Here is a 21019-nt window from a genome sequence, read left to right on the forward strand (position 1 = left end):
CAGCGGAACGTCAAAGGACCAGCGCGACGCGGAAATCATTGACATTGGTATGCGTCGGACCGGTCTGGACCAGCGCCTGATTGCGCTCGAAGAAGGTCCATGCGTCGTGTTCTTCGAGCGCACGGCGGGCGTCCGTTCGATCAAAGGGTTTGCCGCCTTGCCAAATGGCTCCGGCATTATGCTCTGATCCGTCCCTTCCGTCGGTGTCGCAGGCCATTGCCGAAATGCGCGCAGAATAGGCAGCGGTCATCAGGAAACTCAGCAAATACTCGCTGCAGCGCCCCCCCTTCCCTGCGCCGTTCCGCACGGTTACGGTCGTCTCCCCTCCGGAAATAAAGGCAACCGGCGGCGCAAAGGGCTGGCCATGCCGCAGAGACTGCTGCGCTATGCCGGCCATCACCCGACCAACGTCAACAGCCTCGCCCTCGATCGCGTCGCCAAGAATGCAGGGGGTCACGCCGGCTGCGCGGGCGACGCTGGCGGCGGCTTCTAGCGCGCCTTGGGGCGAGGCCACGATGACGTGCCTTGGCGCGGGCCCGAGGTGCGCGGCCCGGGCTGACTGGTCGGCCGCGCGTTCCAGGTGCGCACGGGCACGGGCCGGAAGGGCGATACCGTGGCGCGCGATTACCGCAAGTGCTTCGGCCGCGCTGCCTACCGATGGAAAGGTTGGGCCCGATCCAATCAGTTCGGCGCGATCCCCGGGGATGTCGCTGACAAGGTAGGTCAGAACGGTTGCCTCCTTGGCAGCCGCTGCCAGACGGCCGCCCTTGATCGCCGAAAACTGCTGCCGAACGAGGTTCATTTCATCGATTGGCGCGCCCGACCTCAGCAGCATCCGGGTGACGGACTGCTTGTCCGCCAGGGTAAGGCCATCCGCCGGAGCGGCCAGAAGGGCGGAAGCTCCACCAGAAAGCAGGACGACCAGGGTATCCCGCGGACCAAGTGTCCCGGCAAGCGCCAGCATTCGTGCGGCCGCCTCAGCACTTCGGCCGTCCGGGACTGGGTGCGAGGCTTCCACCTGTTCCAGCCCGCGCAGCCGAAGTCGCGCCCCCTCCGGCACGACGATCAGCCCCTCGCAAGGACCCCACATCTGTTCCAGAACCTGTGCCATTCGTGCGCTCGCCTTGCCCGCGCCCAGCACGAGAAGGCGCCCATCCGCAGGCCGCTGAGGCAGAGCCGCGCGCAGGCCAGGACCTGGATCTGCCGCCGCCAGGGCCGCTTCGAGCATCGCCTGCATCAGGGTAGTAGGATCAACCGCCAATGGTGCCGTGCTCGACGCAGTGGAAGGAAGTGCCTCGGGTGTTTCGGCCGAAGACCCTAGCAACATGTCCGCCCCCGTTCGATGAGAGTTTGCAGGACTTCATCAGGGTCGCGTTTCCACCAATTCAGCTCCGAGAAGATTTCAACTTCGTTGAGACCGGTGAAACTCTCAGCCTCGACGGCGGCGCGCAGGCCTCGGAGGTCGATCACACCATCGCCCATCATGCCTCTGTCCGTGAGCAGGTCCCGCGTAGGCACCAGCCAGTCGCAAATATGAAAGGCCAGTATCCGTTCTTGGCCGGCCCGCCTCAGCTGCGGAAGAAGGTCCGGGTCCCACCAGACATGGTAGACATCGACGGCCGCGCCGATCCCCGGCCCCAACTGGTCGCAGATGTCCAGCGCCTGACCCAGCGTGTTTACGCAAGCGCGATCGGCGGCGTACATAGGATGCAGGGGCTCGATTGCGATGGGCATGTCCACAGTCCGGGCATAGTCCAGAGTCTTCGCCAGCCCTTCGGTCACGATCCCTCGCGCACCGACGATGTCCTTCGAGCCTTCGGGGAGTCCACCCACGACCATAACAAGGCACTCCGCGCCGATGGCCACGGCCTCGTCGATGGCGCGCTTGTTGTCGTCGATCACGGCATCGGTCAGCGCGCCTTCGGCGGTGTACCAGCCACCCCGGCAGAGCCCCGAGACCCGAAGTTCGTTGCCCCGGATCATGCGCGCTGCCTCTTCCAGGCCTGCCTCGTGGATCTTGTCGCGCCAAGGCGCGATGCCACCAAGGCCGTGCCGAAGGCAGCCTTCGACGCATTCCTTGAGGTTCCATTGTTCGCGGACGGTCGCGGTGTTGAGCGACAGCCGCGCCGCGGAGATGCCAGCCTCGAGCGCGGGCGGCGCGGCGGATTTTGTGTCAAGAACCGCCATGTCAGACTCCCACGCCGCGCGCAGCGAAGACCGGACGGGCGCGCGCCGCCGCCTCTTCGGGGTCGGGGAAAAGCCCAGCCGCGCTGGCCAGCCGCACGATCTCGGCCAGGTGGCGAGTCGAGCGGGTGCTTTCCTGTCCGCCGATCATGGTGAAATGATCTTGGTGGCCGTTCAGATAGGCCAGGAACACCACGCCCGTCTTATAGAAGCGCGTCGGTGCGCGGAAGATATGACGCGAGAGCGGCACAGTCGGGTCGAAGGCCGCCCGATATTCAGCCTCATCGCCGCCGCCAAGCGCTGTGAGCGCGCGAGCCGCGACCCCTGCGATCGGGTCGAAGATCCCCAGAAGCGCATGGGAACAGCCCTGATCATCGCCGGCGATGAGGTCGGGATAGTTGAAGTCGTCGCCGGTATACATGCGGACGCCTTCGGGCAGACGGCGGCGCATCGCGATCTCCTTCTCCGCCGAGAGGAGCGAGATCTTGATGCCGTCGATCTTGGCGGCATTGGACTCGATCACCTGGAGGCAGGCTTCCATCGCCTCCTGGTGGTCGGACGAGCCCCAGTACCCCGCGAGAGCGGGGTCGAACATCTCGCCCAGCCAGTGCAGAATCGCCGGCTGCTGCAGCCCCGACAGGACGCGGCCATAGACGTGGGCATAGTCGTCGGGCGATTTCGCGACGGCGGCGAGCGCCCGAGACGCCATCAGGATCACGCGCGAGCCGGTGGCCTCCACCGCCTCGCATTGTTCCTCATAGGCGGCGATCACGTCGTCGATGGTAGTCTCAGGCGAGGGCGTCAGATGATCGGTCCCTGCACCGCTGGCAATCAGATGACCGCCGGCCTTGGCCACCGCCTGACTTCGCTGGATCAGCTCCAGCGAAGTGGGCCAGTCGAGGCCCATGCCGCGCTGCGCGGTATCCATCGCCTCGGCCACGCCGAAGCCCAGTGACCAGAGATGTTCGCGGAAGGCGAGCGTCCGGTCCCAGTCGATGGCCGCATTGATCCAGGGATCGCAGTCGGCCAGAGGATCGGCCACCACATGAGCCGCCGCATAGGCCGTGCGGGTCCAGCCGTCTGAGTGCTCTGGCGCTACACCGGGCGCCAAGGTGAAGGACGTTATCTGCCCGCACTCGTCGGGCAGCATCAACGTTGCGGATTGGATCAGCATGCTTAAACCTCCAGCGGCTCGAGATCGACCCAGCGGCGCTCGCGCCAGCTTTGGTATCCGGCCTCAGCCAGCTGCACGCCCTTGGCGCCTTCTAGAAGCGTGTATTTCCAGGGCGTGTCCTCGGCCACGTGGCGCAGGAACTGCTCCCATTGCACCTTGAAGCCGTTGTCGAAGTCCTGGTTGTCTGGGACCTCTTCCCAACCTTCCTGAAAATTCATAGTCTGCGGCTCGTCGGGGTTCCAGACTGGCTTCGGCGTGTTCACCCGGTGCTGGGATTTGCACGAATGGAGGCCGGCGATGGCCGAGCCATGCGTGCCGTCGACCTGGAAGGTCACGAGGTCGTCGCGATATACGCGGGTGCACCAACTGGAATTAATATGCGCCACGATATCGCCTTCGGGCCCGTCAAGCAGGAAGCTCGCATAGGCGGCGTCATCGGCGGTGGCCTTGTAGGTCTCGCCGGCCTCGTCGATGCGTGCCGGGATATGGGTGGCGCCGAGGCAGGAGACGGATTTCACCGGGGCCACAACGTTGTCGAGCACGTAGCGCCAGTGGCAGAGCATGTCCGAGATCATGCCGCCGCCATCCTCGGCGCGGTAGTTCCAGGACGGGCGCTGAGACGGCATCCAGTCGCCTTCGAAGACCCAATAGCCGAACTCGCCCTTCACCGACAGGATGCGGCCGAAGAACCCGCTGTCGCGAAGACGCTTGAGCTTTAGAAGCCCCGGCAAGTCGAGCTTGTCATGCACGATACCGTTCTTGACGCCCTTTTCTTTAGCGTAGCGGGCGATGGCGATCGCGTCTTCCAGCCCCTCCGAGACGGGCTTTTCCGAATATACGTGCTTGCCGGCGTCGATGGCCTTCTTTAGCAGCGTCGGGCGAAGCTGGGTCGAGGCAGCATCGAAGAAGATCGTGTCATAGGGGTTGCTCAGAGCCGCGTCCAAATCATCGGTAAAACGCTCAATTCCTAGTTGGTTACTTAGCGCCGCCACTTTGTCACGGTTGCGACCGACGATGATTGGATCGGGCATCAGCTGAGAACCATTCGAAAGGGTGACGCCACCTTGGGCGCGGATCGCCAGAATTGAGCGGATCAGGTGTTGATTCATCCCCATGCGGCCGGTGACGCCGTGCATAATGATGCCGATTTTTTCAGTACTCACGTTATGTCTCCTTGTTCGCCCAACGGGCTCCGTCGCAGTGGCTCCTGAGGCAGGCCGCGATTCTCGATGCTTGCTGCTTAGGCGTTGCGCCCAGACAGCGCTTGCGGGTTCCTCTGTTCCACGTCGCGCTCAGCGGTTGTTACTGGTCGGTAGGTTATGGCGTCCACCGTTCGAAGCGATATTGGTCCGATATGAGAGAATTGTGTGAGTGATATACGCGGGTTGACGTGCAGCCCGCGATCTTCGAGGCCTTCGACGGGTTCCTTTCGGCCATCATCGAAGATGCGCGCCAGGCGGGCACGCTCGATGTCGGGCTAGGCCAGCGGTGGCATCCTCCATGCTGGGTTCGGAAGATCGAAGTCCGGCGCGACCTGCTGGTGACGGATGTTGCCGTTCACCCACCAAAACACCTCACCTTCAAGCTGCACTCGCCATGCTGATTCCACATCGACAGCGCAATCCTGGACGGCCCAATCGGCATCTTCCACGAAACGAAATGCGACCTTGACGAGAGGGTTGGTCTGCTCGCTGCATAGGGAATAATACTCATCCTCTGATAGCAGGCCCGGCGGCCCCATCCTCCAGGTTCCGATGATTTCGCCGTCTTCTGAGAATGCTTGAAAGTCCATGGTGTCCAGGTAAATCCTACCTTCCGGCTGCTGCTTGGCTTGAAGCAAAACTGGCATTTCTATCCTCTTTTCATGATTTTCCAAATATTTTCCATTGCTTCAGCCGGATCAGGCTGCCGTGCAGGTTCAGCCCACTCCTGGCGGCGATCCGGGTCATAGCGCAGAGCATCGCGCCCGGCTTTCTGACAGGTTCGACAGAGCGGAACCTGTTGGCGTCGATCACCAGCACGGTCAGATCGCCCGAGTGACCAGCGGCAATGATTTCAGCTGGCAGGCGCTGCGCTCGGAACCGCAATCCGTCTATCTGGCGGTCAATTCCGACGACATCATCACGCTCGCGCCTCTGCTGCGCCTGCTGTTCGGCGAGTTGATTGCGACCCTGCGCGCGACCCTGCCCAACCCCAAGACAGAGCCCTGGCCGGTCATGATCCTCATGGACGAGTTCGACCAGCTCGGCATGATGCCCATCGTAGTTCAGTCCCTGAAGCAACTGGCCGGCCATGGTGGACGTGTTTCCATAATCACGCAGTCGATCCCCGGCCTGGACAAGATCTACGAGGAAAACGACAGGCTTTCCATCGAGTCGGCCGCCGGCATGAAGCTGTTCATCAGCCCGAACGAGAAAAAGACCGCCGCCGAGGTGTCGGAAGCCCTGGGCAAAACGACCAGGCTCTCGGTCAGCGACAGCTATTCCTCGGATGGCAAGGGGATGCGCCGACGTTCCGTCTCGCGCCGGAATGAAGAGCGGCCCCTGCTCACCCCGGACGAGGTAAAAAAGCTTGACCCGACAAAGGTCATCCTGATCCCCGAGCGCCAGCACGCGATCCTCGCAGACCGGATCGTCTATTTCAAAGATCCGTTCTTCCAGAAGATCATGGAAGCTCAGAAAGGACCGCTGCCCTACCCGGATGAGCGTCACGCGATGCAGGCCATGCGGCAGCAGATTGAGCAGCTTCAATCCCGCATCGAGCAGTTCCAGCCCATTCCCTATACGAAACAACAACCGCAAAACGGCGACCAACAACCTACAACACAGAAAACCGCAGCCAGGTCGGTCATGGCAGAGGTTGAAGGCTCGAAACCTATCCTGACCGATGAAGAGGCCCGCGAAGCCCTTAGACCGGACGATCAGGCCAGGATAGAGAGGGCGAAGATGTTCCAGGATCGACTGAAGGCCAAGCTGAGCAAGTAGGCCAGCGCCACGACTGGCGAGATGAAAACAAGGCCCGCGCGCTGCGCGGGCCTCTTTGCATCACACTATATACAATGGCTCTCAGAGCTCGTGACCGAGATCCTTGTTGCGCGTATGATCCAGCTCTGCACTTTCTTGCTCTGCGAACCGCTCGTTGGCTTGCTTGACCTGCTCAAGCGTCAGTCCGACCGGCTGATGAACGCGGGCGGCAGCGACCACGGCCTTGGCGACGTCGCGGCGGCGGTTCTCGTCAGGGAAATCGACTGCCAAAGCACCTGTATCGCCTTCGGCGATCCGGTTCATGCTGTCCTGACCATACCGCTCGCGGAAGTCCTGGCCGAAACGTCGCGCGTCATCGTCGTTCTGGAACTCGACCTTGCCGTGCTTGCCAAGGCTGTCGGCCATGTGGCCAAGAGTCCGCGTCAGGCGATCGTTCTCAGGCGTCAGATCAACCTGAATGGCCTGGGATAGGACTTTCGCGGCGGCGTTGTAGAACCCGTCCACAATGTCAGCTGCGCGTCCCCTGCCCTCTTCGCTGGACAGGTCGATCTTCTTGGCGTCGGCGACGGCAAGAAGATCCTCCTTGATCCACTCCCGTTCCTGCCAGGCGTTCGCCGCGCCAAGGCTCATACGTTCGCTGATCTTGGCCCGATCCAGTCCCGCATCCTCGGCCAAATGCTCGATCCTGGATTTCATCTCGCGGGCGCCGTCTTCCCCGACCTGCTTCTCCTGGCCGATCCCGGACACGGTGTCGGACGTGATCTGGGTCTGATACAGCGCGGTGCGGGCCTCGTGGTGCATCAGCTGCGCACCGCGGTCATCCCCGAGGTCGCGCACGATTTCAGCGGCGATCTGATAAAATTCGCTGCGCATCTCGCGCTGCTCGGCATGTGGCAACCTGCTGATGTCCTTCTCGGTGTCGTCCAGCCATTTGCCGAAGGATGAGGCCAGGTCTCCACGTGTCTTGATGGTCTCGGCATCCATGATGATCTCCTGATTTCGGGGGTGGATGATACCGCCATTCTCAAGGGTCTCGGCGGCCGTTTCGATTTTCAGCGCCAGGTCCTCGTCGCTGATGATCCACGCGAAGGATGCCATGCTGCGAAGCATCCGTGCGTTCTCTTCGACCTGTTCCATGGCATCGGCGAGCGCCCTGCCCTGCCTGGGCCGCTCAACAGGCGCACGGCCCTCGCGGCCAGCACGCTCGATCTCCGCGCGCGATGGCCCATAAGTCATGATACCGCGGTCGACACGACTGCTCTTGTCCAGGAACATGCCGTGATCGGCTGCAATCTCGACCAACCGCGTCTTCATGTCATCAAGATCAAAGGCATGGCCCTTTGCCATGTAGAACCAGGTGTCTCTTTCCAGGCCACGGTTGTTGATGACGATATGGACGTGCTTGTTGGCCCTGTCGGTATGAAGGGCAGCGACATAAGCCCATTCTTCTCCTTCGACGCGACTGCCCTGCTGGAACAGTTCAGCGGCCCATTGCTCTACGATCGGCGGGATACGCTTGGCTCCAACATCCGCCGGGAAACTGATGAGAAGATGAGTGGTATGGCCATTCTTCGGATCGCCGGTCCATTCATCCGACCACTGCTCAACGATTGCCTTTCGCTCATCCGGTGACAGAGTGCGCGCGTCCGGGTCATGATCGACCATGTTGCCGAAGATCGTTGACGCCTTGCCGAACAGGTAATCAAGCTGGTTGGACAACTGCTTGGCTGTATGGGTGCCACCATTGTGGATCTTCTTAAGCACCGCAGAGTTCGACCCCTGCGCGACTCGCCAGAGGTTTTGCGCACTGGCTTGGAGGCGAAACTTCTCACGCTTCGCCGCGACCATGCGGTCCCGCTCGGCTCGATAAAATTCGAGCTCGGTATACGACCTGCCCCAGTTCCGGCCCGATAGATCGAGTTCGCCGACGAGGATATTGGCGATCCCGGTCACTGGTTGGCCTCCACGAAGGCCCGGAACAGTCTGATGCCACGCCGGCGTTGCTCGCTCACGACAGCCTGAAGGTAGGTGCGGACCTGGGGCAAGGCTGCGCGCAGCTCTTCGAGCGCACCCATATGCCCCTTCGCGAGCTTGATCTTTTTTGCGTTCGCGGCAAAGGCGATCTGGTTGATGTTGACGCCGATCTTGTGAAGCTCGTGCCTGATTTCCTCGATCTTCGCGGCCTGGTCCGGCGGAAATTCGATCATGCCGACACCTGATCGCAGCAAGCTACGCAGAACATCGGACCGGGAATCCGTGCCGAGGACGGCCTTCAGCCCGTCGAGCTGACGGACTTCTTCAGGCGAAAGCCGGACAGTGACGACGCTTCCATAAGTCGTCGTGGCCTCCGACTGCCTGACGCGCAGGGCCCTTTCCTTCGAGATAGTGGCAGCTGGTGCACCCACGGCATCTGCGACAGTAGATACTGCGCCCCCCGCCTTAAGCTGGCGAAGAGCTTCCTCCTTCTGGGCCTTGGTCAAGGTCTTTCGAGCCAATCGAAACCACTCCGTCACCTGGGCAGCAAAGCTTGTATACATTCCGCATTTCCTGCCATTTCCTTTTTGTGCCAAAATAACTCTCTCACGCCCTCGAAACAACGACAAATGCGCTGCCGCAGGCAGCCCCTTGTCGGGCGTGAGAAATGTTGTCTGGTGCGGCACAAAGAGACCGGCTTCTGCCCAGGTGACAGCTTGCCACATCGTGGCACCGCCTCAAGCGGCCGCAGGACGCGCCTCTTGCCTTTCCGAGGGAACCAGATCGGCGGAAGAAGGAGCCGCTCCGCGACCCCTTTCAGTGGCTCCTGGGGCTATTCGTTGGATAATGTGTTGCAGCTTGTCGGTTGCTGGTTGCATGTTATAGTATGCTGGATGCGGTATTTTGCTCTCCGTTTGCCGGTTGCTCTTTGTGGGTTGTCTATCGCTGGGTTGCAGATGCTGTATTACGCTTAGCGGTTGTTATTTGCGCGTTTCTGTTTGGCTGTTGTTGCATGTCGCTTGCGGTTTATCGGACTATGATTGTCGGTTTACGTGTTGCGGTTATCGGTTTTACTATTGCCGTTTACGTGATTCGGTTTGCGGCTTGCGGTTGCTGGTTGTTGTATTTTGGTTGCAGGTTTGCGCATGTTGCGCTATGGTCTCGGGATAATGGTTGCGGGTTCCCGGTTGTCGGTGCCTAAGATCGAATGTAGAGGGACAGCTGATGGCGAAAAAGGTGGGCAGACGGATCATCTCCGTCATGAACAAGAAGGGTGGTTGCGGCAAATCGACCCTCGTGCGCGGCCTAGCGTCCGTTGCCATTGACCGCGGCCAGCGCGTCACAATCTTTGACACTGACGACAACGCCGGCATCTACCATTGGAAGAACGATGCAAGTGCACAGGGTTACTGGCATGATAGAGCAGAGGTCATCGCAACACTCTCGGCCGAAGAGGTCATTTCTGCAATCAATGCGATCTATGAGAAGCCTGAAGAGGATCACCTGATCCTGATCGACACTTTCGGTGGCGGCTCCGAAGCGCAGGACGAAATGGCCATGGAGTCGCACCTTATCGTCGCCCCATGCCGCCCATCGTCCCAGGACGTGCGCGACACCACGGAGACAGGTATGTGGCATGTCAGGCTCAAGGATCGCGTCACCCGCCCGGAAAACGTCCCACCTTTCCGCGTCATCGGCAGCCATGTTCCACAGAAGATAACCGAATCCGCCAGCCAGCAGTTGGGAATCATGTTCGATAGCCTACCGATGCTTGATGATTTCGTGCTGGTGAGGGCTTGTTATGAACGCATGAACGATAGCGGTTTGCTCGGTGTCGTGCGCGACAAGCATCCAAACAGGTCGCTCGCAAAATCACTACAGGACGGCATCAAGGAGATGGGCGATCTGCTCGATGAATTTGACCGCATCATCAAGGAGAACGAATAATGGCGAGGTTGAAGGATCGCGGGATCATCGCAAAACGTGACCCGAATTTTGCGCGTCGCCTCGAAATCACGGCGGAACTGCACGACACGTCAAAGCCAGCAGCACCGGTTACGAGCCAGAAGCCAGGCGCGGCCGATCCGAACCCGGCCTCGACCGTCGCGAAGAAGCCTGAACGCCTGGTCCCGACTCCCGCACCAACTGAAAAGCCTGCAAAGATCGAGCCAGCTGTGACACCAATGGAACAGACAAAGCCTGTCGCCGAGGCGACGAGCGAGGCGCAGCGCGAAGCTGAAGCACCAATACCGGGTGCCGCAATAGCATCGCAAAAAAAGAGGGCAGGGGGGAAAGATGCTGAGAGGAAGAAGATCCGGGTCACCTTCCGCATGCCTACCGATCTTGTTTCGCGTGCAGAGGTCTGGGCGACAAAGGCCCGCTGCCCGGTGGGTGCGGTTATCCGTAAGGGCTTTAAGGAGCTTCGCCCTGTGCTGATCGAGCAGATCGAGCGAGGCATCCGCTATACCGAAATACCGCATGAGCGCATTTCGGATGCCAGCTACAACTTCGATACGACGATGATGGTCAGCGCAGAGGCTTATGCCAAGCTGGCGGCCGAGATCGACCCCGAGGACATGACCGGGCTGGAAGCGCCTATGTCGCGATGGACGCGTGTAAAGTTCATCGAAAGCCTGGACCGTTACCTGACACAGAAAGGCTACTGAACTTGCGCATCCAGAGGAACGCTCCCGATTGAATTGTCCACCCGAGGCGCGAAAGCGGCTTGGGCTTGCAGCCGACCGAACGAGACGTGCCATCATGGAGCGAAGGAACGTGAGGGAGTGCTGTGGACAATTCAGTGCTCGTGCCCGGCTTTGACATTTCCGCCCTGGTCCCGCCCAGAGCCCGCGTGGCGAACACAAACCATCACGCGGCGCGGCATGCCGCGCCTCAATTCAGCCGGCGGTAGCCGGACGGCCGCAGGCCCGGAAAAGTCTTCGGCAATCCTCAGATTGCCGGCAATCTGCGGCCTTCCAGAATAACACTTTATTTCAATGAACAATTATCCTTGCCGCAACAGTCTGGCCCGGCGGTCGATCCGCCGAGCCAGACCGTTTGAGGGGCAGAAGCCTTCAACAACATACAAGCTATTTATTTGGCATGGTGAAGGGGCCAATCTTCGCCCCGGGTAGCGCCAGCCTTTCGATCTCGGCCAGGATCTCGTCTTGTCGATCTGCGGGAACGCCCTTTTCGGTCCAGATGGAACGCAGCTCATCAACAGGGTCAATTATGCTATCGGACCTCCTGTCTTGTTGGGGGCCGCTCATGCGGCCGCCCTTTCCTCGTTGGTGGTGCCTGCGGCCTTCAACAGCAGCTCGGCCGCCTTCTGCGCTTCGGCCGCCGCCTTGAAGATCAGCCGCTTGTCATCAGCCAGCGCGCGCAACCAGCCTTCGACATAGGCGCCCGATTGTCCGAAATCAGGGGTCAGGCCCAGGCTGGCGCAGGTCATGCAGTTCCCGATTTCCGCAACCAGCTCCTCGAACGCATAGGCTTTGCGGTCGGTGAAACGGGAAAACCGATCCAGCCGGGACTTGTGGCCGGTCCAGTGGCAAGCCTCATGGGCAAGTGTGGCGTAGTAGCGGCCGGCGTCGTGGAAGGTGGCGATCGGCGGCATGTGGATGAAGTCCTGCGCCGGGTGATAGTAGGCGCGCGGATCGTCGCTGGTGCGAATGTCGGCGCCGGTGGCGGAAAAGAAGGCGTCAAGGCGGTGATCGGCCTCGGTGCCAAGATCACGGGCCGTCTCGGCCGGGGCGGCATGGAATTTCTCGGGAAGGCCGTCGATCTGCTCGGCGTTGAAAACCGTGTAGCCTTTCAGGTAGGGGATTTTTCTATCCTCGCCGGTCTCGGCATCTTCGCGGTCAAATGTGCCGTATTTCACAACCATAGCGCCCTTTTCGCCCTTGCGGACCTGCCCGCCATGCTCCTGCGCCTGACGGTAGGTGAACCAGTGCGCCGCCCGATAGCCCTTTTCCATCGCGACCAGCCACAGCATCAGGACATTGATGCCGCGATAGGTTTCGTCGTTGGCGCGGCGCGGCATCTGCATGGTGGCAGCCTCGCCCGTCCAAGGCTTGCGCCACGCGGGGGTGCCCGCCTCGATGCTGGCAATGATCTGATCGGTGACATGCTGGTAGAGGTCGAATTTCACGGCCATGGTTCATTCCTTTTGCGATGGCGGCAGGGTCTTGGTGCCCCTGTCCGCGATGGGCGTGGCCTCTCCGGTTTGATCTGGAAAAAGCCCCGTGCTTTTTCCCATGTTCCACGACACCCCGATGAAGCCGGGCGCTTTGGTCGCACCCTTGAACCTTGCCGCCATCTGCACCGCCCGCGACGCAGCCCTTGCCCGGATAGAGGAAGGCGCGGCCGCGTTGCGCGCCGCCTTCGATCTGACGCAGGAAGCCGCCCAAACCGCCAAGGGCGCGCATGGAGGCTGGCACTCGCCCCGCACCGACCGGGGCGAGGAATCGGCACGGGACCGGCTATTCCCCGCCCGGTTCGATCCTGCCGAAAGCATCGAGGCGTTTCGGCGCGACCTCGATGCCGCGATCTGGACCCGGCTTCTCGAAGAATCCGGCCTGCGCAAGATCATGGATGCCAAGGAACGCGATGATCTGGACGCGGCCATGCAGGGCGACGTGCCGCCGGCCACGATGGACAACATCACCGCCACCATCGAGCGGCTGATGGGCGATGCCGGCATGATCTGGCGGCGCGGGGTCGCCCGGACCTTCAGCCAACTGGACCGGCGGTTCCGCAGCCATGACGGATTCAAAATCGGATCGCGCATCATCCTGACGCGGGTGTTCAACGAATGGGGCGGCTTTACCTACGGTGAAATCCGCCAGGTTCTCTATGACATCGAGCGCGCCTTCTCGATCCTGGACGGCCAATCCGACCGTGCCGGCGAACTGGAGCGCGCGATCAGCATAGCCCGCCGCAACACCATCGGCCCGCGCCAGGACGAGATCGAGACCACCTATTTCAAGGTGCGCTGCTTCAAGAACGGCAATGCCCATCTATGGATGGTCAATGACGAGCTGGTGCGGAAGGTCAACAAGACGCTGGCCGAATACTATGGCGAGGTTCTGGCCGATGCAGCCCCGAGGCAAGACCGCCCCGAGGATTACCGCCCCACGTCAACCGCCGTCGCCCGCGTCCTGGCCTTCTATCCGACCCCGGCCGAGGCCGTCGCCGTCTTGCTGGACGGGCTCGATCTGCGGGAAGGCCAGCGCGTGCTTGAACCCGAGGCCGGTATCGGCAACATCGTGCGCGAGCTGCTGAAGCGCCCCGTCAGCGTCGATGCCGTCGAAATCCATCCCGGCCGGGCCGATGTGCTGCGCGGCATTGCCTCGGACCGGCTCCAGGTCAGCTGCGCCAATTTCCTTCAGACGAAGCCGCAGCCCGTCTATGACGCCGTGCTGATGAACCCGCCCTTCGCCGGCACCCACTGGATGAACCACGTTCGCCATGCCTTCGACTTCCTGAAACCGGGCGGCGAGCTGCGCGCCATCCTGCCCGCCTCGGCCGAGGTCAACGAAACGCCGGCGCACCAGAAATTCCGGGCATGGGCCGAAACCTTCAGCCCAGGATGGCGCGGCATGTGGCGGGATCTTCCCGCCGAGTCCTTTGCCGAGGTGGGCGTGCGGATCAACACGGTTGTCTTGACGCTGCGCAAGCCGAACCGATAGCGTGAGCTACCTAACGCTTCTTCCTCTTTTGCGATGAGGAACACTTGCCCCCGCTTCGGCGGGGGCCTTTCTTTTCCCTGCCCTGCAACCGCGGCGACCTGGCCGGATGCAGAGCGGCGCGAGCAGGCGGCGAGCGAGACCCCAGGTATCGAGCGACCCGCCTGCGGGAAGCTGGGCAGAAGGTTCGTCGGAGATCCCGGCTGGCGCCGGCATCCGGTTGATCCAGGAGCCGCCCGGGGGGATCGACGCGGGCCAGGCCCGCGCTCACCCCCCGGCCGACGCCTTTTCCTTTTCCTTTTCCTTTTCCTTTTGTCCGCCCAGCACCCGCCTGCCGGCCGGTCAATGGGCAAGCGCCGCGCGTGCCGCGCGTCGTCGTCCAGCCGGGCCGTGTCCTCGGCGCTGCGCGCCTGCGGGCCGCACCACCCCGGCCTCCCGACCCTTGACAGTCCGCCAGTCGGCCGCGGGCAGGGCTGCGCCCTCCCCGCTTCGCTCCGGAAATCCTCGGGGCAGGGGGCCGCGCCTCAGGGCGCGGCCATGTCGATCAGGCACGGCGCTGGATGGCTTCCAGAATGCGCTCACGCAGATCGGTCAGGGGGTGGGCGTCTGCATCGTCCGCCCGGGCGGCCGGGTCGTCCTGATCGGGCACTTCGTCAAGTATGCGCTGGCCGATGATCTCGGGCAGATCGGCCAGCCGAGTGTTGGCATAGGCTTTTCCGGCGTCCCGATATTCGACCAGATGGCCGGTAAGCTCGACCAGACGGGCCAGAATTTCGCCTTCCTCTCCCGCCTCGCAATCGTGGACCAGAAGCCATTCCCGCGCCTCGGCATGAAAACCATAGACGGACCAGAACGCTTGTTCGCCCGGCTCGCAAACCTCGAAACAGGTGCATTCGGGATCATCGGACTCGTTGCGGACCGGCGAGATGCGGAAGCCCGTGAAGTCGAAAGGGCTGTCTCCCTTGCAAAGCCCGTTGAAACGGGTCGCAAGGGCAGCTTCGTCGATGCGCTGCCCGGCGCGGCGATACTGGACGGCGCTGATCCATTTGCCTTCTCTGCTCGCCATCTCGTGGAGTTGGTCGAGGGTGAAGGTGCCGAGATATTCGGCGGTCAGGTCGAATGCGGCCCAGAGGTTGAGCCAGCGGCCTTCGCCGCGGGTCAGGTCGGGATAATTGCGCAAGGTCATGCTCTGCCCTCCCTCACTGGCTCAAGTCGCGGCAGCGTTGCGGATCTTCGTAGCGGATGACGGGCTCGCCATCATGGGTGTAGGCGCCCCAGAACGGGCCATAGAGGCCGGCGATCTTGGGCTGGCCTTGCAGTTCCTCGCGCTGGCGGGGGTTTTCGTTGTAGCCTTGGATTTCAAGGCCCATCTCATCGAGCCATTCGTCCAGATCATCTGGCCGGAAGGTGACGGGTCCGTCCTCGATCGTCATGGAAATCTCATAAACAGCCATAGCGGCATCCTTTCCTTTTGCGATGGCGGCGGGGTCTTGGTGCCCCTGTCCGCGATGGGCTGCGCCTCGGCCGGTCTGACCTGCCGGAAACGCATGTTTCCGGCGGAACAGAGTGGGTGAGGGCGAAGCCCGGCCCACGGGCCGGATCGGCAAAGTCATAGCCACCCCCGAGGGGGGCTTGTCGCCGTGACGGGCTTGGAAACCGTCATTTTCGACGCAGGAGAAAATTACGGAGGGTCCGAGCCCGTCACGGCGATGGCGTCTATTGACTTTGCAGAGCCGGCCTGTTGGCGGACAAAAGGAAAAGGAAATGGCGTCGGCCGGGGGGTGAGCGCGGGCCTGGCCCGCGTCGATCCCCCCGGGCGGCTCCTGGATCAACCGGATGCCGGCGCCAGCCGGGATCTCCGACGAACCTTCTGCCCAGCTTCCCGCAGGCGGGTCGCTCGATACCTGGGGTCTCGCTCGCCGCCTGCTCGCGTCCGGCCGCCAGGCCGGACTAGAACGCGGTGCCCGCTTGCGGGCAGACGCCCATTATTTCTTTCTGTGCTGCATAGCCTCGTAGATCAGGCAGATACCAACGAACATCATCGTCGCTCCTGCGCCATATCCTCGCGCCTTAGTTGGAAGTAGCGTTAATCGCCGCGACAGCTTCCTCAATGCTCTCTTTGACGATGAAGGCTGCATAGTTCGCACCATTGGAAGTTTCCCGGCCCGTGGTCACAATTTTTGTCGCCCCATTCTGATCAGGTTGGACCGCGATGATATGTTGCCGCGCGATGTAAATAGGGTAATTACCTTGTGTGAACTTGATCATGTCGAACCTTTTTGAAATGTGTTTACTTGACGCTCACTCTTCAGTGGCGCCTTAGTTGGAACCTCGCAGGCCAGTCAACCGCTGCGATGTCCCGCAGGACGGGCATGAAGGCATAGGCGGCGACGCTGGCGATGCCGAGACGGAAGATCAGACCCATATCATCCTCCTTACAAAGGTAGGCTTTTTGCAGAATGAGGTTGGAATCGGGAGGTCTGTCAGTCCAGTCCGCCTGATTCCGCAATCTCGACCAAGGTTGGAATGTGGGGACCGTACTCGACTTGCTGAGAGACCCCCGTGGTTGGAATCGTAGCCTTTCCTGCTGCATCTACGCGAACGCCAGAGCCCACTTTTCGGGCGTACTTCGCGTAGAGCGTCTTGGCCCGGATGATTTCGTAGCTGTAGCCTCTGCCTAGCCTGTTGGCGATCTTGATCAAGCCATTCAGGCTCTCGGTATAGGCATTGGTGATCTGAACCGGCGAATCCCAGTAAGCGAAGATGTCCTCATAATGGTTGTGGACGGTCTTCGCCAGTGTCTTGAACCCCTCCATTCCTTTCGCTGGCAGCACGTTCTCCCAAGCCTCGAAGGCTCGCATTGCCGAGCCTTTGTCGGGATCGTCATAGATCCGGTAGAACGCTTCCTTAAAGTCGTACGCCACCGCCAATTCCGGAATGTGTTTGCGGACTTCGTGTAGCGCTTCCTGCTCGGCTGGCGTGAGGGAAGATGGGCGTTTCAGGGTGAGCCACCGGATCGACTTCTTCACAAACACCCGTTCTCGCTTCGATAGCGCGGCCTGGTACTTCTTGCGCTCCTCGTCCAGCGCATTCGATGCTTTCTCGACGACGTGAAACTTGTCGATGACCAGCCGGGCGTTGGGCAGGAAGGCGCCAAACGATTTCTTGAAGGGGCGCCACATATCGGTACACACCCACTCAACCCGCTCACGGTCGGGCAGCTTCTCGAAGTAGGGTTTCAGGTGCTCCTGAGTCCGCTCCTCCAGCATGTCAAAGACGTTGTTGGTCGCCAGATTGGTAATGACGCAGCGGTATCCGCCGGCCAGATTCACCTCGTCGATTCCCATGATGACCGGGGTCTCGTAGCGGACGGTTCGCTCCAGTTCCTCGATCAAGTCATGCGCAATGTTCTTGATCGTGTTGACGGCAAGACCCGTCTGCTGCGCCATGCTGTGAAACGTCGTCGAGAGGCAACGTTCGCGTATGGCATCGACCAGACGCCGCGTGGCACGCCGCCGCTCATCCACGAAGGAAAGCTCCGGGAGCGTCATTTTCCCGCAGGCATCACAGCGGTAGCGCGGCCGAACGATCTCAAGCCGGGTCGGCTGCATCTGCAATGGCGTATCGGCGAAGATACTGGTGCGTTTGCCGTGCCGGTACATGGGGCGAGCACATTCCGGGCACTTCGGCGGACTCCCATCGACCGCGTTGGCGACGACGGTGATCACACCATCTTCGCAGCGCAGGTCCGCTGGCTCGACGCCGGAGAGATTGAGCAGGTCAAGCACTCGTGTCGTCCAGGTCGAGATTGCGCCGGTCGCGATCCAACTCGTAGATCAGGTCCGTGAATGCCGTCATGGCCTGTTTGTCCGCCTTCAGGAGAATCGTGGCGAGCTTCTGATGCGAGCTGAGTGCCCGGACTACCGCACTCTGCACGGCGCCGGGCAGGTTGCCCTTCATGACCTGATCGCGCGTGTTGTTCTCGATCTGCGCCATCACCACGTCGTTCTCGCGGGTGATTGCGGCGACCTGGTTGGCGAAGGCCATCTGGTCGCGTACCGGCGCTGCGTCACCAAACAGGCGGTTGAGCCGGTCGATGATCTCCCTCAGGTAGTCCGCATCGTCGCCCGTTTGGGTTCTGCCACCGGGACCAACGGGCTTGAGGGTCGGCTGATCTTCGTCCTCCGGTTTCTGATCGGGCTTGGCCTTTATGTCGAACCCGGTCAGTACCAGCCCCTTGAGATCGACATTCTCCGGGGACTCGCCATTGAGCCGCTTCTGGAGCAGCTTGGCGAAGGCGGCGAAGTTCTCCAGTTCGGGATCGCCGAAGTCGATCAGTTGCGCAACGTAGGCGTAGGTGCGACAGAAACGGCCAAGCCCGCTCTTGAAGGCCATCAGTTCGGCGACCTGATTGGCAAAGTCGCGGCGCTGGTGGTCGGCGGACTTCATGCCCGCCTCGTCGCCATTGCGATGCGCCTTCTCGTAGGCATCCTCCCAGGTGGCAACGGCATCGCGCAGCATCTTGAGGCGCTGGTTGAAGATGCGCGTCGGTCGCTCGGTCGCTGCGTACAGTGCCTTATGCTGCGGATCATGGGCCTGGGTGATGTCGCGGATGGTCTTGAAGCGGGCCTCCTTGAACGCCGCCAAGTCGTCCGCATCGTAGAAGCCCATCCCGTCCAGCGGCTCCTTGATCTCATAGACCACGTTGGGGTCTTGCACGTCCTCGATCTCGGCCCCCTCGTCGTACATCGAGAAGGCGCGGCGGACGTTCTCCGGGTCATTCACGAAGTCGATGATGAACACTTCGTCCTTGCCGGGCGCCGTGCGATTGAGGCGGGCGAAGGTCTGCACGATCTCGACATCGTTGGCGATCTTCTTGTCGATATACATCGCCACCAGCTTGGGCTGGTCAAAGCCGGTCTGGAACTTGTCGGCGACTAGCATCACCCGGTATTCGGGACGGTCGAAGGCGAGGCGAAGATCCTGTCCGTTCACCTCCGGGTTCATGTTGATTTCGGTGAACTCGTCCTTCTCATCCACGATGAACACGTCGCCGGCCAGGCGCTCATCGTCCGCGTGCATCACCTGTTTGCCGGTGATCTTGCCAGAGAAGGCCACCAGCGAGCGGATACCGGCATGTTCGGGATGCTTGGCGATGTAGGCGTCAAACCCCTTTTTGTAGCGCACGGCGGCAGCCCGCGAACTGGTCACGACCATCGCCTTGGCCTTGCCGTCCAGGAGGTGCGCCACGTTCTTGCTGAAGTGCTCGACGATGAACTGCACCTTCTGCGTGACGTTGGTCGGGTGCAGCGACATCCATTGCGCCAGCGCCTTCTTGGCCTGCTTGCTGCTGACCCGCTTCTTGTCTTCGATCTGCTTGCCGAGATTGAAGGCCGTCTTGTAGGGCACGTAGCCCTTCAGCACATCGAGAATGAAGTTCTCCTCGATGGCCTGCCGCATCGAATAGCGGTGGAAGGCGCCGGGCATGTTGGTCTTCGAGGCCGGGCGCATTGGGTCGGGCCGGCGACCGAAGAGCATGAAGGTCGAGTGCTTCGGGGTGCCGGTGAAGGCAAAGTTGCTGATGTTCCTGGGGCGCACACGGGACTGCTGAAGCTTCTCCAGCAATTCCTCCACGGTCAGTTCACCCATGCCGCCGGAGAGGGAGAGCGTCGCCTGAAGCTTGGTCGCCGTCGATCCGGTCTGCGAGGCGTGGGCCTCGTCGATGATGACCGCGAAGTTCTTGTCCTTTAGCCCCTCCTCGGTGACGATGGCCTCCATCGCGTACGGGAAGGTCTGGATCGTCACCACGATGATCGGCGTGCCCGCCAGCAAGGCTTCAGCCAACTGCTTGCTCTTGGACTTGGACGACTTCTGCCGGTCGATGGCGGCGATCACCCCAAACTGGTGGTCGATCTGCTTGATGGCGTCCTGAAGCTGACCGTCGAGCACCGTCCGGTCGGTGACGATGATGACGCTGTTGAAGATCGGGTCGCCGTTATCCCGGCGCAGCTTCACCAGATCGTGCGCAGTCCAGGAGATGGTGCTGGTCTTGCCGGAGCCGGCGCTGTGGTCGCACAGATACTGCATGCCCGGCCCGTTGGCCTTGGCGTCCGCGATCATGGCATTCACCGCGTCCCACTGGTGGTAGCGCGGGAAGATCAGGGTCTCCTTCTTCGACCAGTTGCCTTTCAGATCGACCACATCCTTCTTCTCGACGTAGACGAAGCTGTGGAAGATGCGCAGCCACGCATCGCGCTGACAGATCTTTTCCCAGAAATAGGCGACCGGGTACTCGCCATCCTGGCGCGGCGGATTGCCCGCATGGCCCTCGTTGCCCTGGTTGAACGGCAGGAAGAAGGTGTTCTCGCCATCGAGCTTGGTCGCCATCTGAATGTCGGAGTCCGACATGGCGAAATGCACGACCGCGCCGCGCTTGAAAGTCAGTAGCGGCTCGCGACGCTTGGTCTTTGGATCGACCGGCAGGCGGTCGGTACGGTACTGCTCCATCGCGGCGGCGGCTGACTGGGTAAAGTCAGTCTTGAGTTCGACCGTGGCGACGGGAATCCCGTTGATGAACAGCACCAAGTCAATCGCCAGCTTGCGTGTCGGGTGGTATTCGAGCTGAGGCACCACGCGCAGACGGTTTGCCGCATAGCGCTTCAGCACGGTCTCGTTGCGCTTGTCCTCGGGCGCAGCTTCCGAGAGATCGATGTGCCCGCAGCCGGCAATCGAGAAGCCGTTGCGCAAGACGTTGGCGGTGCCGTGATCGGCCAGCGCCTTGGCGAGCCGGTCCATCAGCACTTCGCCGGCACGCTCGCCGTTGTCCTTCTGGAGCTTGGCCCACTTTTCGCCCTGGCCGGAATCATTGAGCCAGGCGATCAAGTCGTCGAGGTACAGGGCGCGCTCGGTGTCGTAATCAACCGTATTGCCCACCAGCCAGCCCTGCTCGGCGAACTTGGTAACGATGTAGTTCTCGAAGTGCTTTTCTTGATGGGCGGTATCGCTCATGCCGAGTC

The 21019-nt window shown here is 61.5% G+C and carries 18 protein-coding genes; 4 read left to right on the forward strand and 14 right to left on the reverse strand.

Translation table 11 applies throughout. The annotated features are described in order from the left end of the window. Positions 1–10: 10 nt before the first annotated feature. From ESD82_RS07695 to ESD82_RS21755, 6 genes are all read right to left on the reverse strand, one after another. Positions 11–1237, reverse strand: coding sequence for a glycerate kinase type-2 family protein (locus ESD82_RS07695; RefSeq protein ID WP_072464213.1), 1227 nt, complete (start codon positions 1235–1237; stop codon positions 11–13). A gap of 80 nt (positions 1238–1317) precedes the next feature. After that, positions 1318–2136 (reverse strand): sugar phosphate isomerase/epimerase family protein, encoded by an 819-nt coding sequence (locus ESD82_RS07700; RefSeq protein WP_072464222.1) that lies wholly within the window; start codon positions 2134–2136, stop codon positions 1318–1320. A gap of 52 nt (positions 2137–2188) precedes the next feature. Beyond that, entirely contained in the window at positions 2189–3358 is a 1170-nt protein-coding gene (locus ESD82_RS07705; RefSeq protein WP_211331245.1) for a dihydrodipicolinate synthase family protein, read from the reverse strand. 2 nt (positions 3359–3360) lie between these two features. After that, on the reverse strand, positions 3361–4494 hold the full coding sequence (locus tag ESD82_RS07710; RefSeq protein ID WP_407672806.1) for a Gfo/Idh/MocA family protein: 1134 nt from the start codon (positions 4492–4494) through the stop codon (positions 3361–3363). A 341-nt stretch (positions 4495–4835) separates the two neighbouring features. Beyond that, on the reverse strand, positions 4836–5234 hold the full coding sequence (locus ESD82_RS07715; protein ID WP_147429464.1) for a hypothetical protein: 399 nt from the start codon (positions 5232–5234) through the stop codon (positions 4836–4838). Beyond that, on the reverse strand, positions 5221–5379 hold the full coding sequence (locus tag ESD82_RS21755) for a hypothetical protein (protein WP_167521728.1): 159 nt from the start codon (positions 5377–5379) through the stop codon (positions 5221–5223). Before ESD82_RS21755 ends, ESD82_RS07715 begins: the two co-directional genes overlap by 14 nt. Positions 5380–5394: 15 nt before the next feature. Between ESD82_RS21755 and ESD82_RS07720 the strand changes: the two genes are divergently transcribed. Further along, complete coding sequence (locus tag ESD82_RS07720) at positions 5395–6342, forward strand: type IV secretory system conjugative DNA transfer family protein (RefSeq protein ID WP_167521729.1); 948 nt, start codon at positions 5395–5397, stop codon at positions 6340–6342. Between the two features lie 81 nt (positions 6343–6423). On the opposite strand, the gene ESD82_RS07725 is transcribed toward ESD82_RS07720, so the two are convergent. Further along, on the reverse strand, positions 6424–8295 hold the full coding sequence (locus ESD82_RS07725; RefSeq protein WP_147429462.1) for a relaxase/mobilization nuclease domain-containing protein: 1872 nt from the start codon (positions 8293–8295) through the stop codon (positions 6424–6426). After that, positions 8292–9041: a plasmid mobilization relaxosome protein MobC gene (gene mobC, locus ESD82_RS07730; RefSeq protein WP_147429461.1), complete on the reverse strand. Its 750-nt coding sequence runs from the start codon at positions 9039–9041 to the stop codon at positions 8292–8294. Before mobC ends, ESD82_RS07725 begins: the two co-directional genes overlap by 4 nt. Positions 9042–9540: 499 nt before the next feature. On the opposite strand from mobC, the gene ESD82_RS07735 reads away from it, so the two are divergent. After that, positions 9541–10263 carry a nucleotide-binding protein gene (locus ESD82_RS07735; protein WP_147429460.1) on the forward strand — a complete coding sequence of 241 codons (723 nt, stop codon included), beginning with the start codon at positions 9541–9543 and terminating at the stop codon, positions 10261–10263. Continuing rightward, positions 10263–10982, forward strand: a complete 720-nt coding sequence (locus ESD82_RS07740) for a hypothetical protein (protein WP_147429459.1) — start codon at positions 10263–10265, stop codon at positions 10980–10982. Before ESD82_RS07735 ends, ESD82_RS07740 begins: the two co-directional genes overlap by 1 nt. A 599-nt stretch (positions 10983–11581) precedes the next feature. Here ESD82_RS07740 and ESD82_RS07745 read toward each other — a convergent pair. After that, the gene (locus ESD82_RS07745; protein WP_147429458.1) at positions 11582–12472 is read right to left on the reverse strand and encodes an ArdC family protein; all 891 of its coding nucleotides are present in this window, start codon (positions 12470–12472) and stop codon (positions 11582–11584) included. Positions 12473–12560: 88 nt separating this feature from the next. Between ESD82_RS07745 and ESD82_RS07750 the strand changes: the two genes are divergently transcribed. After that, a complete protein-coding gene (locus ESD82_RS07750; RefSeq protein ID WP_147429457.1) occupies positions 12561–14006 on the forward strand; it encodes a DUF4942 domain-containing protein in 1446 nt (481 codons plus the stop codon). Between the two features lie 541 nt (positions 14007–14547). Here ESD82_RS07750 and ESD82_RS07755 read toward each other — a convergent pair. The 5 genes from ESD82_RS07755 to ESD82_RS07775 form a co-directional block, all read right to left on the reverse strand. Then, the gene (locus tag ESD82_RS07755) at positions 14548–15189 is read right to left on the reverse strand and encodes a hypothetical protein (RefSeq protein ID WP_147429456.1); all 642 of its coding nucleotides are present in this window, start codon (positions 15187–15189) and stop codon (positions 14548–14550) included. Positions 15190–15202: 13 nt separating this feature from the next. Continuing rightward, on the reverse strand, positions 15203–15457 hold the full coding sequence (locus tag ESD82_RS07760) for a hypothetical protein (RefSeq protein ID WP_147429455.1): 255 nt from the start codon (positions 15455–15457) through the stop codon (positions 15203–15205). A gap of 616 nt (positions 15458–16073) precedes the next feature. Further along, positions 16074–16271 carry a hypothetical protein gene (locus tag ESD82_RS07765; protein WP_140848564.1) on the reverse strand — a complete coding sequence of 66 codons (198 nt, stop codon included), beginning with the start codon at positions 16269–16271 and terminating at the stop codon, positions 16074–16076. A 215-nt stretch (positions 16272–16486) separates the two neighbouring features. After that, positions 16487–17791, reverse strand: a complete 1305-nt coding sequence (locus tag ESD82_RS07770) for an ISL3 family transposase (RefSeq protein WP_147429454.1) — start codon at positions 17789–17791, stop codon at positions 16487–16489. After that, positions 17784–21011 (reverse strand): type I restriction endonuclease subunit R, encoded by a 3228-nt coding sequence (locus ESD82_RS07775; protein WP_147429453.1) that lies wholly within the window; start codon positions 21009–21011, stop codon positions 17784–17786. Before ESD82_RS07775 ends, ESD82_RS07770 begins: the two co-directional genes overlap by 8 nt. Between the last annotated feature and the right edge of the window lie 8 nt (positions 21012–21019).

It is taken from the genome of Paracoccus pantotrophus (assembly GCF_008824185.1).
In the GTDB taxonomy this organism is placed as follows: domain Bacteria; phylum Pseudomonadota; class Alphaproteobacteria; order Rhodobacterales; family Rhodobacteraceae; genus Paracoccus; species Paracoccus pantotrophus.

Excerpts from the sequence above, each read along its gene's own strand:
- ESD82_RS07695 (WP_072464213.1), bottom strand. The coding sequence starts at position 1,237 with ATGCAGGCGATGCTCGAAGCGGCCCTGGCGGCGGCAGATCCAGGTCCT.
- ESD82_RS07705 (WP_211331245.1), bottom strand. The coding sequence starts at position 3,358 with ATGCTGATCCAATCCGCAACGTTGATGCTGCCCGACGAGTGCGGGCAG.
- ESD82_RS07710 (WP_407672806.1), bottom strand. The coding sequence starts at position 4,494 with ATGCACGGCGTCACCGGCCGCATGGGGATGAATCAACACCTGATCCGC.
- mobC (WP_147429461.1), bottom strand. The coding sequence starts at position 9,041 with ATGTGGCAAGCTGTCACCTGGGCAGAAGCCGGTCTCTTTGTGCCGCAC.
- ESD82_RS07735 (WP_147429460.1), top strand. The coding sequence starts at position 9,541 with ATGGCGAAAAAGGTGGGCAGACGGATCATCTCCGTCATGAACAAGAAG.
- ESD82_RS07740 (WP_147429459.1), top strand. The coding sequence starts at position 10,263 with ATGGCGAGGTTGAAGGATCGCGGGATCATCGCAAAACGTGACCCGAAT.
- ESD82_RS07745 (WP_147429458.1), bottom strand. The coding sequence starts at position 12,472 with ATGGCCGTGAAATTCGACCTCTACCAGCATGTCACCGATCAGATCATT.
- ESD82_RS07755 (WP_147429456.1), bottom strand. The coding sequence starts at position 15,189 with ATGACCTTGCGCAATTATCCCGACCTGACCCGCGGCGAAGGCCGCTGG.
- ESD82_RS07760 (WP_147429455.1), bottom strand. The coding sequence starts at position 15,457 with ATGGCTGTTTATGAGATTTCCATGACGATCGAGGACGGACCCGTCACC.
- ESD82_RS07765 (WP_140848564.1), bottom strand. The coding sequence starts at position 16,271 with ATGATCAAGTTCACACAAGGTAATTACCCTATTTACATCGCGCGGCAA.
- ESD82_RS07775 (WP_147429453.1), bottom strand. The coding sequence starts at position 21,011 with ATGAGCGATACCGCCCATCAAGAAAAGCACTTCGAGAACTACATCGTT.